General features: G+C 42.5%; 7 protein-coding genes. All 7 read left to right on the forward strand.

Annotated elements, in window-relative coordinates; translation table 11 throughout:
• Window positions 1-649 precede the first annotated feature (649 nt).
• The 7 genes from KTO58_RS07865 (at window position 650) to KTO58_RS07895 (ending at window position 14932) form a co-directional block, all read left to right on the forward strand.
• Entirely contained in the window at window positions 650-1156 is a 507-nt protein-coding gene (locus KTO58_RS07865) for a UpxY family transcription antiterminator (protein WP_095839910.1), read from the forward strand.
• Between the two features lie 262 nt (window positions 1157-1418).
• Window positions 1419-3881: an ABC transporter permease gene (locus KTO58_RS07870; protein WP_095839909.1), complete on the forward strand. Its 2463-nt coding sequence runs from the start codon at window positions 1419-1421 to the stop codon at window positions 3879-3881.
• Between the two features lie 204 nt (window positions 3882-4085).
• Window positions 4086-7400 carry a condensation domain-containing protein gene (locus tag KTO58_RS07875; protein WP_225860123.1) on the forward strand — a complete coding sequence of 1105 codons (3315 nt, stop codon included), beginning with the start codon at window positions 4086-4088 and terminating at the stop codon, window positions 7398-7400.
• 45 nt (window positions 7401-7445) lie between these two features.
• Window positions 7446-9203: a carbamoyltransferase family protein gene (locus tag KTO58_RS07880; protein WP_095839907.1), complete on the forward strand. Its 1758-nt coding sequence runs from the start codon at window positions 7446-7448 to the stop codon at window positions 9201-9203.
• A 21-nt stretch (window positions 9204-9224) separates the two neighbouring features.
• Entirely contained in the window at window positions 9225-11336 is a 2112-nt protein-coding gene (locus KTO58_RS07885; protein ID WP_095839906.1) for an SGNH/GDSL hydrolase family protein, read from the forward strand.
• Window positions 11337-11351: 15 nt separating this feature from the next.
• Window positions 11352-13229 (forward strand): asparagine synthase (glutamine-hydrolyzing), encoded by a 1878-nt coding sequence (gene asnB, locus KTO58_RS07890; protein WP_095839905.1) that lies wholly within the window; start codon window positions 11352-11354, stop codon window positions 13227-13229.
• A gap of 47 nt (window positions 13230-13276) precedes the next feature.
• Entirely contained in the window at window positions 13277-14932 is a 1656-nt protein-coding gene (locus tag KTO58_RS07895; protein WP_095839904.1) for a cyclic peptide export ABC transporter, read from the forward strand.
• The last annotated feature ends 19 nt before the right edge of the window (window positions 14933-14951 follow it).

Here is a 14951-nt window from a genome sequence, read left to right on the forward strand (position 1 = left end):
TTTATTTTTACAATGCTTTCAAAAAGCTATTACAGATGAGAACAATCCTGAATCGGAGCGGCATTACAAAGAAGTGAGTAACAAAATGATCCGAAGGAAAAGTAAGGAAACTAAAACGTATTTACAATGGTGTTAATAATAATATATTTTTTTGATTCAGATAAAAATTCTTAATTTCATTTGGTGCAGGTGGTATACATATCAGCAATATATCCATCAGTACAAAATACTGTTTGCAGTTACCTGAGTTTTGTTTGTTTTAGTTTGTTCACCTTAACGTAATTGCCAACAACGAAGTAATCGAACCCTAAGCTAGCTAGATTAAAAACTGTCTCTTTTGCACATGCTAAACTGAACTCCAAGTATTATGTCTGATGGTACCACCAGTACCATATTAATACCTATGGCTCGGGTAAATAATATACCACAACCCAAGCTCAGCAATTTAGGATATGTATTTACGCTCAAGCCCTTTATGAATAGAATAGACAAGGATGCAGAGTATGGTCCCCGTATATATGAGCTATAATCTATCTTAAAAATCAAGAATTATCAGATCGGAAAGAAATTGCAATGAGTAAAATGTGACTCACTGTAGCGGGAGCTGTTTTTTTGTATCATCAGGACATGTACAACCCAAGCTTTCTCTATGATAACGCTTTTTAACAGTTGGTACTTAGTCTATACTATGCCTAAGCAGGAAGGAAAAGTGGTACAACGGCTTACCAAACAAAAGGTCGAACTACTGTTTCCTCTGGTCAGAAAACTCAGCCAATGGAGTGACCGGCGTAAGTACATCGATGTTCCACTTTTTCCTTCTTATGTTTTTGTAAAAGTACATAACCTGAAAGAGTACTATGACATACAGGATACGGATGGCGTTTTATCTTATGTCAGATTTGGTAAAGAGATTGCCTCCGTAAATGAGCAGATCATTAATAGCCTTCGAATAGTCATGCACCAGGGAGAAGACATAAAGGTATTAACAGAACATTTTAGTCCATCTGATACCCTGCAAATTCTCGAAGGACCACTAAAAGGATTAACATGCGAAGTCGTCAAACATAATGGGACAAAAAATGTATTGGTCAGGGTAAATATTTTAAACCGGGTCGTATTAGCCCATGTGCCGATACCTTATCTGGCCGCCGAATAATATATGCATCCGGTGGCGGACAAACCATCCTGTCCATGCTTATATTCTTAAGGGGAACAATAATATAGATGTACAGGTATTTTAGTATATTGCTTTTTATAATCTCCGAGCGAGGATGTAAAAATTGAAGAGCTGACCTGTTCTTTTTTAGCTAAATTACTGACTAATAGATAGATAAAGTGACGATCCCTCAATATATCCGGAATTATTGAAAACCTTTAACTAACTTATCGACCACTAACTCTACCCTTAATCCCGATATATGTTCATACCCTACCTTAAGATCGCATGGCGTAATATTGTCAAAGACAGACTATTTTCCGGCATTAATATTATAGGATTGGCTATCGGAATTGCAGCCTGCTTGCTGATATTACAGTATGTAGCCTTTAAGCTGAGTTTCGATCAATTCAACAAAAATGTAGATAATTTATACAGGGTCGTAAATGACAGGTATCAGAATGGGAAGCTGGTGCAGCATGGCACTATTACCTATTCCGCTATCGGAAAAGCTATGAAAGACGACTACGAAGAGGTGATTGCCAATTCGCGTGTTGAACCCTTTCGTCAACAGATAGTTACCTATAATGAAACAAAAATCGGAGACCAGGAAGTATTAGCGGTGGATAATGCTTTTCTGACGATGTTCTCCTATCCACTGATAGCCGGAGATCAGACCGCTGCTCTTAAGGAACCGAATACGATCGTTGTTACCGAGAGTTTGGCAAAAAAACTTTTCGGTATAAAAGATGATAACCTTCAGGCGGCTCTTGGCAAACCCATTATCATGTCCCGGGATTCTCTTCCATATAGGGTGACCGGCGTCGTTAAAGATGTGCCAGAGAATTCCCATCTCCAGTTTGATATGTTAATGTCATATGTATCTTTGTATAGTGGAGGAAACATTAACTGGACCGCTGCTGATTACGACTTCAAAGAGTCTGATTTCTGGCACTATGTGCAATTAAAACCAGGTACTGATTATCACCAGCTGGAAAATAAATTAACCGGATTCAGTCAGAAATATTTTGATGGCATCAAGGTATCGGGCAGTATCGAGAAATTTTACCTGCAACCCTTATCAAATGCACATCTGTATTCCGACTTCGAATACGAGATCGGTAAGACGGATAGCTCTACCATAGTATGGGGACTTCTTATCATCGCTGTCTTAATCATTGTTATCGCCATCGTTAACTATACCAATCTGTCAACTGCCAGATCCATGAACCGGGCCAAAGAAGTAGGCGTGAGAAAAGCAGTAGGGGCAACGAGAGAGCTACTCATCCAACAGTTTATGATCGAATCCCTGCTCGTAAACGTTATTGCAATCCTGCTGGCGATTGTTATCATCTTTTCTGTGCAGAATGCATTCAATAATCTTATTCAAACAAAGCTTTCATTGCCCTACCTTTTAGCAGCGGGTATGGGTAATTATAAACTCACTTTTGCGCTCATCGGTTTATGCCTGTTGAGCGTATTGGGTGCTGGCTTCTATCCTGCATTTGTACTTTCCGCCTTTAAGCCGATCCTGGTCCTGAAAGGTAACTATGTCAGCTCCGGGAAAGGCATTTTCATGAGAAAGGCGTTGATGGTAGGGCAGTTTACTATCACCGCAGGCCTGATAATAGGTTCTATCGTCATCTACAGACAACTGAGTTATATGAATAACCAGAAGTTGGGGATGGATATAGAGCAGGTATTAATAGTAAAGCCTCCTATACTCACCGGCGCAGATTCCAGTTTTGCTGATAAAACCAATAGTTTTAAAGGAGAGGTTAAAAATATCCCTAACGTGCTGAATGCTGTTACATCAAGAAGGGTGCCCGGAGAGGAGATGGGCAGAGCATTTAATGTACATCGTGCAGACATGGATACCAGGGCTAACCTGACTATGAGACATATGAATATTGACGAGGGGTTTATTAAACTTTATGATGTAAAACTAGTTGCTGGCAGGAACTTCACCACCATTGATAACAGTACGAAGGCAGTAGCATCACATAATATTATTCTTAACGAAGCGGCAGTGAAACTATTAGGATTTAATAACGATGAGGATGCAATCGGGAAAAAAGTGGTGGTATTCAACAATGAACGGGATGTCGTGGGGGTCGTTAAAGACTTCCATCAGAAATCCTTAAGATATAAAGTAGAACCGACAATATTACTTCCCAATAACTACAGTACCGAATCTCCCATATCCATCAAGGTAAATACCAAGGATCTGAATACGACAATAGCAGCAGTTAAAGAGCGATATCTCCAGTTTTTCCCTGGCAATTTGTTTGAGTTTTACTTCTTGGATGAACAATTTAATAATCAATACAGCAATGAGAGATTGTTCAGCAGGGTATTCACGATATTCACGGGACTGGCTATTTTTACCGCCTGCCTCGGCCTGATGGGACTTTCCATTTTTACATCTGCACAACGGGCAAAAGAAATAAGCGTACGCAAAGTTTTGGGCGCTTCCGATACAACGATCTTTATGCTGTTGTCAAGAGACTTTGTAAGACTATCAGCTATCGCATTTGTAATCGCTTCACCGGTAGCCTGGTTCGTAATGAACCAATGGTTGCTCAATTTTGCATACAGGGTAGATATCTCCTGGTGGATCTTCGTTCTATCTGGTATACTACTCGTAATTATTACATTAGTCACCATAAGTATGCAGACAATAAAGGCAGCCCAGGTCGCTGCTATTAAGAATCTGCGCAGCTAACATAGAGAAATTCCAATAGAACCATTCAATAATCAGGAGGCTTCGGCCAGCCTCCCTCGATTATTATGCATGCCCGGCCGTCAATAGCCCAACAAGTAATTCCCGGATTTTATCAGTAAGGACAATGCTCAGTTAAAAGCTGGGTCAGGATATTCCATGCCCGAAAAATAGTTTTCCCTGAATTGATCTGAAATTCATCTGAATATGATAAAAGAACTGTTATATACGGTATTCGAAGCGACGGCAAACGAATACCCTTCCCTTATTGCTATTGAAGAAGATAACGAACAATGTAGTTACGAACGGCTGAATACAGAAATCAACGACCTATGCCGTTACCTCGAAGTATTGCAATTGAAGACCGGAGAGGTAGTAGGCGTGGCGTTGCATGCTGGTATAAGATCAATAGCCAGCCTGTTGGCCTGCTTTAAAAGAGGACAGGTATACATGCCTGTCAGCTTTGATCTGCCGGACAAACAGCTCTCGCATATCTTTGAACAAACCCACCCCAGCGTACTGATTGTTAACGCGGAACAGGTCGAAAGAATTACAAGTTTCTTCCACTCATCAGGAATATATGCTCCCTATCTCATCTCCATCGCTGCTACAGCAATACTCAATGAACTACATCTCGACGATCTGGCTGGCATAACCATGGAAGCCTCAGGCTGGACTTGCTGGAAATGGAATGGCGACAGCTACGTGTCCATTCCTCAGGAAGATATCTTACTACGTGAACCCCCACAATACCCGGAAATAGACAAGCAGGATAATGCTTATATATATTATACTTCCGGTTCGACAGGGCTGAATAAAGGAATTATCGGGACGCATAACAGCCTTGCTCACTATATACACTGGCATCGCAATGCATTTGAGATAAAACCCGGAGATCGGATCAGCCAGTTGGCGCCCCTTACCTTTGACGCTTCATTGAAAGATATATTAGTTGCGCTGACAGCCGGCGCTACACTTTGTGTGCCGGCAAAGAGCGTTCGCCAGCATACAGATCAACTCTCCGAATGGTTATTTAATAAGAATATTACAATACTCCAAACAGTGCCCTCTCTATTCAGGGTACTGATGAAATCATTAAAGGAGTCCGGAAAGGATCTCCCGGCATTGCGGCATATTGCATTGGCAGGAGAAAGGTTATATGGGCAAGACGTACTCAACTGGAAACACATAAATGGTGATAAATGCTTGCTGTCTAATCTATATGGCCTCACAGAAACTACCATACTCAAATCCAGGTACCTGATAACACATTCAGACTGGTTACCGGGAGATATCATACCAGTAGGGCAACCCATCAGTAATACCAGCATTGCCGTGATTAATTACGATCAGATCTGCGCTCCTGGTGAAATTGGAGATATTTATATTAAGAGCCCTTTTGTAACTAAAGGATACATTGATAAACAGCTGAATGAACAGCTATTCGTCCAGAATCCGGTAGTGAAGGATAAAGCGGATATTGTCTGCCGTACAGGAGACATTGGGCGTTATCGGAGCGATGGTAACCTGGAATTGCTGGGAAGAAAAGATGATCAGGTTAAATTCAATGGCATTCGTATTGAGTTGGACATGGTAAAAAGTGCGTTGTTGAATGTGCAGGGAATAGATCAGGTGGAAATATTGTTGATCACAGTGGAAGACCTGCAGCAATCGCTGGTTTGCTATTATACAGGTGAAGAGACGAACGGTACCACATTGGTAGAGATCCTCAGGAGAGCACTGCCCGTCTCCCATATACCAGGTTATTACGTCTGGTTAAAGGAGTTTCCACTCAATGTCAACGGAAAAGTCGATAGGAAGCAATTGCCTAAACTGGCTACCATGCTCGTACTTGGTGAAGAACAACATCCCCGGCCGGGAGACGAGCAAACTATTGCCGGCATCTGGCAGCAGATACTTGGTATAGAACAGATCAGCAGGTCCGCGTCCTTTTTTACACTGGGAGGGTCTTCCTTGAAGGCAATTCAATTGATATCAAAGATCTATAAGCAACTTGATACCCAGCTGACCATCGTCGACATTTTTAATCATGCTACGATTGAAGCACAGGCAAAATTATTACAGCGATCTGATAAATCTGATTTTGTACCTATCCCTACTATAGCTGTGCAGGACAGGTATCCACTATCCCATGCACAACAGCGGATATGGGTGTTGGAAGAGCGTATTAAAGGACAACCAACATTCAATATGTTTATGTCCTACAGGCTGATCGGTCATATAGTACCTACAGCCATTGAAACCGCAATAAACAAAGTGATAGCCCGTCACGAAAGCCTGCGTACCTCTTTTTTTATGGAGGAGGGTATCGCCTGGCAGCGTATTCAGGATAACATAAATTTTTACATCACTCAGCTGGACTTTTGTGGAAGAGCCGATGTTAAACACCTCATTTCCGCAGAAATTGAAAAAGCCGCGCTTCATCCCTTTGAGTTGCAGCAAGCACCCCTGCTCCGGATCGTATTACTCAAGTTGGATATCCAGGAATATCTGCTGTTGTATTGTATGCACCACATAATTGCGGATGAATGGTCGCTTCAGATATTTATGAGGGAGGTAGTACAACTGTATAATGCAGCAGTATTGGAGAGAACTATTCAACTTCCCGCCCTGACCATACAGTATAAGGATTTCACCCACTGGCAGCAGGAAGAGCTTTCGGGCGAGAGATTATTGGCCCATCGGAATTATTGGCTCCAAAAATTATCCGGAGAGATACCGGTTCTGAAATTACCAGGCGAAAAGAAAAGGCCGGATATACAGACATATAGTGGTGCACAGTATCCCTTCGATATTGATAATGTTTTGTATGATAAGTGGAAAACGTTATTGCATGAACAACAGGTAACTCCTTTTATGGGGCTGACCGCTTTAGTAAAAGCACTTCTGTTCCGTTACTCTGGTCAGGAAGATATCATTATCGGGACACCCGTTGCGGGAAGAGAGCATCCGGATCTGGAGTACCAGATCGGGTATTACCTGAATACCCTGGCACTGAGAGATAAGATCGATAAACAGGCTTCTTTCCTTGCCTTACTTCAACAGGTAAAAACGACTGCTTTAGAGGCATTTGAGCATCAGGTATATCCTTTTGACCGGCTTGTAGAAGAACTGGGTGTATCCAGGGATATGAGCCGGTCTCCGTTGTTTGACGTAGTAGTTGTTTTTCAGAATATCCAGGTAGCAGCCAGCGACCTGCCGCGTATGCATGATCTGGAAATATATCCGGAAGGGATAGATGCGGGTATCAGCAAAGGTGATATCAGGTTCGAATTTGAGGAAACAGCCGATGGCCTGTTGTGTGGAATAGAGTTCAATACGGACCTGTATGATCTGGAGAGGATAAAAAAGATGTCCGGGCACTTTATTTCACTTATGACCGATGTACTGAAAAACCCGGATCATCCGCTCCACGGTCTGAACTACCTGACCCCTGCAGAAATATCTGTTAAAAAAGAGCAGCTGAGTGCATTCAATGCAACAATGGAAAAGGGTTTTTAAATTCTAAATACGTAAATAATATTCACAACTAAAATTATTCTGATAATGAGCTTTAATGTAGTAGGGATCTCTGCTTTTTATCACGATTCTGCCTGTTGTATCTTAAAAGATGGCGTGTTGATGGCGGCTGTCCAGGAAGAACGCTTTAGCAGAAAAAAGAATGACCCGGATCTGCCTAAGGCAGCTTTTCTCTATTGCCTGGAGACGGCAGGTATCGGTATTGCAGATATCAATTGCATTGCTTATTACGAAGATCCGGTTAAGAAAATGGCACGTCAGTTATGGAGTGGCAAAGATCAGTGGGATAGAAGTACGGCCCTTAACCTGAGTTCGGGAAATGTAACTGCCCGCATATTAGAAGAACTCGGATATAATGGTCCCGTAAAATATTATGACCATCACCATTCACACGCTGCCAGTAGTTTTTTCTATTCCGGATTTGAAGACGCAGCGGTATTTACCATTGATGGAGTAGGAGAGTGGGCTACTACGACGTACGGGATAGGTCGTGGACAAAAGCTCGACATCTTCGAGGAAGTGATCTTCCCTGACTCGCTGGGTCTTTTGTATAGTACTATCACCAGCTATCTTGGCTTTAGCGTAAACAGTGGTGAGTATAAGGTGATGGGATTGGCACCTTATGGTACACCTCGCTATGTAGACGCAGTCAGAGCCCTTGTTGAGCAGGATGAGAAAGGACAGTATAGGCTAAATATGAAATACTTCGATTTCCTCAAGGGAGAGAAGATGTTTGCAGATACGCTATCCGATCTGTTCGGTGTTCCGCCACGGAAGAAGGAAACAGAAATATTACAGATACATCAGGATATCGCCAAAAGCCTGCAGGTGGTATTAGAGGAAATATTGATAGCCAAAGCATGTTATTTACATGAGCAGACCGGATCCGACAACCTTTGTATGGCGGGCGGGGTCGCGCTTAATTGCGTGGCAAATGGTAAGGTACTGAAGCACAGCCCGTTTAAAAATCTTTTCGTTCAGCCGGCTGCAAATGATGCCGGATGCGCTTTGGGTGCTGCTGCACTGGCATATACAGAACTGACAGGTTTACCCATGAAAAAGCGATTGGAACATGTCTATCTGGGTCCATCCTTTGATGATAATAGAATTGCACGGTTGTTAAAGTCGACGGCATTGAAACATCATTCATTTAATAATGACGAGGGAGAATTGCTGAGAGAGATAGCACGCCGAATTGGGGAGGGAAAGGTTATCGGATGGTTTCATGGAAGAATGGAGTTTGGCCCTAGATCTCTTGGAGCAAGATCGATTCTGGCCGATCCCCGAGGCCCTGAAATGAGAGACCGCATAAATGCAATGGTGAAAAAAAGAGAAGCTTTCCGCCCATTTGCGCCGGCAATACTAAGCTCAGAAACCACGAAACACTTCGATCTGGATCATGAATCTCCATTCATGTTAGAAACATGTCAGGTTATATCTTCTCTGGATCTCCCTGCTATTACCCACGTGGATGGTTCTGCCAGGGTACAGACCGTATCCAGAGATACCAATCCGCGGTTTGCCGGATTGCTGAAGGCCTTTAAGGACCTTACGGGGTGCCCTATCTTATTGAACACATCTTTTAATGTGAGAGACGAACCTATCGTATGTACACCTGAAGAAGCATTGGTCTGTTTTATTACAACAGATATTGACTGCCTGGTGCTCGAGAATTATATAATCGATGCCAGTGATAACGATACCAGTATGCTGAAGATGATTAATCTCAATCTGGTAGAACGCCCGGAATTCGAAGTGAACCCCAACGTTTATACATTTATCTAATCGCTGTAAAATAGATTTATCATGTCGATAAGATCCACCGAACATACTCGAAAAATCGCAGCAGAACTGGCTACCCGCATAGCAGAAAGTAGTCCGGATACCCAGCGGATGAACGAATTACTGGACGAGCTGGGATACGATACTGTGCCGAAAGAAAACAAACAGGCTCCCACCGCAGATAATGCTGACAGGATAGGAATATATATACCTGATACACAAAGCGATGGTACTTACTATGTACGGGATATAGCAATGAAAGATCGTTGGAGCTTTTTCGCGGATATCCCTTCCATACCGCCTAAAAGCGAAAGAAAAAGAGTAGTGCTGTTGGGAGAATCTGTAGCAAGAGGGTTTTTACTGGACCCGGGATTTACTCCTGCAGGTGTACTGGAGCAATATATAAATGCAAACGCAGGCGTGAACAAATATGAAGTGATAGACCTGGCGGAAACCAATTTGGGTATGTCCGGACTGAAGGAGAGATGTAAGCAGGCGTTAGCATTGCAACCAGACATAATATTGATACTTGCCGGTAATAACTGGAGGGATGATCTGGTCGAGCTGATTGCCACTGATAGTACCTATTATCAAACGATCGGGGAGGCATTATCCCGGCGAGAAGACACCCAATACCTGAAAGCGAAACTAGAAGAGATATTTTCTGAATTAGTGCGTTCCTTCCTTTCCTATCTAAACGAAATCGTGTCGGGCAAAAATATCCCGGTCATCTTTGCTATTCCGGAATTTAACCTGCTTCACTGCAGAAGTACTCCCGGCGAGAAATTTGTTTCAAGATTAGCTGGTAGCAATATTGCGGATTGGCTCAATGCCAGGACGGGTGCCGAAGCTGCACTGGCTGAAAATGAGCTGGATCGTTGCATCACGTATGCTACAGAGATGATATCGCTCGACCCCAGTCACCCATACGGATATGAATTGCTGGCAGAATGTAATATGAAAATGGAAAAATGGGATGAAGCCAGGCAATACCTTGAGCAAGGAAGGGATACTGCTATTTTTTGCCGCACTAATAGTAAACCCCGGATGTACAGCATCATCAGGGAGACAATCCTGAAGGAAGCTGCCCGGTATAATATCAACGTACTCGACATTGCTGCACTCTTCAAATCTCACCTTAAAGGGAAAATACCAGGGAGTGATCTCTTTCTAGATTACTGCCACTTTACTGCGGAAGGTACCCAATTGGTGGCTGAAGCGATCGCCGGACATATTTTTGAATTGAATAATGAGGAAAACAAACGTGCCGTTGCCGCAACTGCAATAAAACCGGAGAAAGACGTGAGTGCCCGTGCACATTTCTTTGCGGCTATCCATAATGCCCATTGGGGGCAATCATATGATATCCTGTATCACCATTGTATTAAGGCCTTGTATGCTTCACAGCATATCAGCCGGTTTATGATCTATTACTGTGACATGATCAGCCGCAGCACGCCTAATAACCTTTGTAAAACATTGGCGACCATCCTGACGGAAAGCACAGGACTAGATAGATATGTACATGCGTTGATCCATCCCAGGAATGCAAAGTCGATGGAACTGGAATTGGTGGATGCTATCATAGCCGCATTAAAGAAGGTAGGGGTTAACATTCAGACCTATATAGATGACCTGAGAAAAAAAGAGCATAGTGTCGAAGAGCAGCAGATCAACCTGCTGGATTCATTGTATCATGCTACCTCATACGACGAATACCAGGGTACAAAGACTGCGTGTTTCCAGGCGAGAGACAATTATACCAGATTTTACCTCGTAGCAAGTAAAGGTGTACCGGTTTCATTTAATATTTCGCTAAGGATGCCTGAACAGGGAAATGCACCGGTAAGAATACCGCTTACATTGAATGACCAGCTTATCAGTGAGCTAGAGATTGACGGAAGCTGGACCACCTGTACTCTCACCGCGGCAGGAGATCTGTGCAAGGATGGTATCAATACGATCGGTTTACACTGGCCGGCGCCTGCACAAGTGCAGGCTATAAACAACGGAAGTAAAAGGCAGATAGTTCATAATATCGGCACCGCGATGCTGGATACGATATACTATGTATTCGGAGAAATAGCCGCTTTTACAGTCGTATCCGGAAAACAAAATCATCTCGAATTGAACTAATGTAATTAAAGCATTATGTGCGGTATAACAGGAATAGTATATAAAGATACAGACAGGTCCATCGCCAAGGAAACACTCCTGAATATGGCGGAGACTATTGAGCATCGTGGTCCGGATGATATGAGTATACATATTGATGGACACGTAGGCCTGGGGTTCAAACGTTTAAGTATAATAGATCTGAAAGGGGGACAACAACCGTTTATCTCGCGGGATGGTAACTTGATGATGATCTGTAACGGTGAGATCTATAATTACCGTGAACTGAGGGCCGGATTAGAAGCCAAAGGACATGTGTTCAGATCAGATTGTGACGTGGAAGTTATTCTCCATCTGTACAGAGAGTACGGCACAGATAGTGTTAACAAGTTAAATGGCCAGTTCGCTTTTGCGCTTTATGACAAAAATGAGCAAAGCCTGTTTTTTTCCCGTGACCATTTTGGTATCTGTCCGTTTTTCTATAGTCATCAGGACAATTTCTTTCTGTTCGGTTCTGAAATGAAAGCGATTTTGGCTTACCCGGAATTGGACCGCCGTATCGATCTAAGCGGGCTGGATCAGATATTTTCCTATCCTGCTATCATTGCACCTACTACGCTTTTTGCACAGATCCGCAGCCTGGAACCGGGATATTTTGGGATCTACCAAAAAGGAGAACTCAAGTTGAAGCAGTATTGGGACCTCGAATATCCTACACCAGAACAGCAGGTTGAACAGAAGAGTGAATCCTACTATATAGAAAGACTGAATGAATTAGTGCTGAAATCTGTTAAGCAAAGACTGCAGGCGGATGTACCTGTGGGATTCTATCTTAGCGGCGGATTGGATTCATCTATCATCGGAGGTACCATGAGACATCTTATCGGTAGTGGTGAAGTCAATTCATTCTCGATCTGTTTTTCCGGTGCTGCAGACAATAAAGACATAAATGAACAGCGTTTTCAACGTATTATGAGCCGACATGTTAACTCTGTGCATAACGAGATTGAGTTTGACTGGAATGAGTTTGACAAGAAACTGAAAGATGTTGTCTATTTTTCTGAGTCACCACTGAAAGAAACATATAATGTATGCTCTCTGGCTTTATCCCAGCGGGCAAAGGAAAAAAATATAAAGGTTGTACTTTCCGGTGAAGGTGCTGATGAGCTGTTCGGAGGCTACGCAGGATATAAGTTTGATAGCCAGAGAGCCGGTAAGAAAGTGGTAAAGGATCTGGAACATTTGATGGAGGACCAGGTACGTAAGACGATCTGGGGAGACCCCGATTTTTCCTATGAAAAGAATGAGTACGAATTCAAAAGCACCAAAGAAGCACTCTATTCTTCACAGGTAAATACGGTGTATCCTCAATTTGATTGCCTCAAGTATCCAGCTGTCAACCACAGCAGAATAAAAGGACGGCACGTCTTTCATCAACGTTCATATGTAGATTTTAAATTGAGATTGGCAGGACACCTGATCGCTGACCATGGTGATAGAATGACTATGGCAAATAATGTTGAAGGCAGATATCCCTTTTTGGACCCGGACCTTGTAAGTTTTGTAAGGGAGATTCCGCCGCAAATGATGCTCAAAGACATGAAGGAAAAGTACCTGCTAAAACAATTAGCAGGGCGATATATTCCTCAGGAAATCATATCCCGGGAAAAATTTGGCTTTGTAGCGCCCGGAAGCCCGCAGCTGCTAAAGCAAGGTAATGAATGGGTAAATGATATGCTGTCTTACGACTACATCAAAAGACGGGGATATTTTAATCCGGATACTATTGAGCGCCTTAAAAAGATGTATGCCAGGAAAGACTTTATCCTAAATCCCCCCTATGATATGGATTTGTTGATCATAGTACTTACGTTCAACGTGTTTACATCGTTATTTAATGTCCCCAATTATTGATTTGCTCCTTGCAGGTTAGAGGTTGTAATCTGTCTAAAATTACAGGAATGAACTTTTTGAATACCCTACTGAAAAAATCCATGAAATCCATAGGATACATCGCGATACTGGGTGTCTTCAACAGCTTACTGAATGGAGGATTGCTCATATTTATCAATAGTGCTGTATCCGGAAAGAAGATACCTTTCCTGTCAGCCTATGACTGGCAGATATATGTGGTGTTGACACTGTCTGCGTTGATCTGTGCAAGGACTTTTCAGAGATACATGATCAAGATTACCAATAATATACTGTTTGATTTTGAGCTGGAAGTGCTGAATAAACTCCGTTACGCTAATTATCAGGACTTCCAGGAGCTTGGAAATGAAAAGATATATACTGCCATCAATGATACAAGGACATTGGCGCATGCACCGGAAGTCTTTATGAATGCTTTTAACGCGATGATCGTGATCATATGTTGCTTTGGATATTTGTTTTGGATATCTCCAATGGGCGCCGCTTTTATATTATTGGTGATGGCAGCATTGCTCGTCTTTTACATAGTCAGAAATAATTCGATTGAAAAGGATTTGAACCGGCAGCGGGATTTGCAGAATGTCTACTACCGTTACCTGGATGACTTACTGAATGGGTTTAAGGAATTGAAAATGAGTCTGCGACGTAGTCGTAATATCTTTGAGGATTTTATTATCTCAAATAGGAAGAAAGGACGGGATATAGCGATCAGCACATCTTCCAGATACATGGACAATGAGCTCACTGGTAGCTATAGCTGGTATATCGTATTGGGCGTCATAATGTTCCTGTTGCCGCGATTGTTTAATGCGGATACCGGCATTTCAACTGCATTCCTGGTTTCCATACTTTATCTCATCGGACCTATTGCTATATTGATCACATTGATCCCGACATATACAGCTGTCAAGATAGCCATTGGAAGACTTAATGTATTTGATCATCTTGTAGAGTCGATAGAGCAGGATACCCCAAAAAATACATTGGAATCGTCCCGCGAGCCTTTTAACAGTATTCGCATGGAAGGCGTGAGCTATCGATATTATAATGAAAGAGATGAGCCTTTCTTATTGGAAAAAATTGATCTGACAATCCGTAAAGGAGAGGTGGTTTTTGTTACCGGAGGAAATGGTAGTGGCAAAAGTACTTTTGGATACCTGTTGGCCGGCCTTTATAAACCATATGATGGCACGATTTATATGAATGAAAAACCCGTCTCCGATCAGGATTATCCGCACTATAGTAATATGATCAGTGCCGTGTTTACAAGCGGGCACCTGTTCAATGAGAACTATGATCAGTTTGATCTCACTACCTCGAATAAGAAACTACAGGATCTGATCCGGACGATGGATCTGACCGGTATCATAAAACCTAAAGCGGATCAGGCCACCATTTTTGGACGTAACTTTTCGAAAGGGCAGCAGAAAAGGTTGGCATTAGTATACGCATTATTGGAAGATAAGGAAGTGATCGTATTGGATGAGTGGGCCGCGGAACAGGATCCTTCTTTCCGGGGATTCTTTTATAAGGAATTACTGCCCAGGTTAAAACGGGAAGGTAAAACCATTATAGCGATTACTCATGATGATGAATATTATAACTGCGCGACGAGGGTCATCAAGTTCAACTTCGGAAAAATTGTCGCAGATGTTACTAAAGAAAACAGCCTACTAAACGCATGACATAACTAGCGGCATATAC

It is taken from the genome of Chitinophaga pendula (assembly GCF_020386615.1).
GTDB classification, from domain to species: Bacteria; Bacteroidota; Bacteroidia; order Chitinophagales; family Chitinophagaceae; genus Chitinophaga; species Chitinophaga pendula.

What these genes read in the sequence shown, in the direction of transcription:
- KTO58_RS07865 (WP_095839910.1), top strand. Translation starts at nt 650, where the DNA reads ATGATAACGCTTTTTAACAGTTGGTACTTAGTCTATACTATGCCTAAG.
- KTO58_RS07870 (WP_095839909.1), top strand. Translation starts at nt 1,419, where the DNA reads ATGTTCATACCCTACCTTAAGATCGCATGGCGTAATATTGTCAAAGAC.
- KTO58_RS07875 (WP_225860123.1), top strand. Translation starts at nt 4,086, where the DNA reads ATGATAAAAGAACTGTTATATACGGTATTCGAAGCGACGGCAAACGAA.
- KTO58_RS07880 (WP_095839907.1), top strand. Translation starts at nt 7,446, where the DNA reads ATGAGCTTTAATGTAGTAGGGATCTCTGCTTTTTATCACGATTCTGCC.
- KTO58_RS07885 (WP_095839906.1), top strand. Translation starts at nt 9,225, where the DNA reads ATGTCGATAAGATCCACCGAACATACTCGAAAAATCGCAGCAGAACTG.
- asnB (WP_095839905.1), top strand. Translation starts at nt 11,352, where the DNA reads ATGTGCGGTATAACAGGAATAGTATATAAAGATACAGACAGGTCCATC.
- KTO58_RS07895 (WP_095839904.1), top strand. Translation starts at nt 13,277, where the DNA reads ATGAACTTTTTGAATACCCTACTGAAAAAATCCATGAAATCCATAGGA.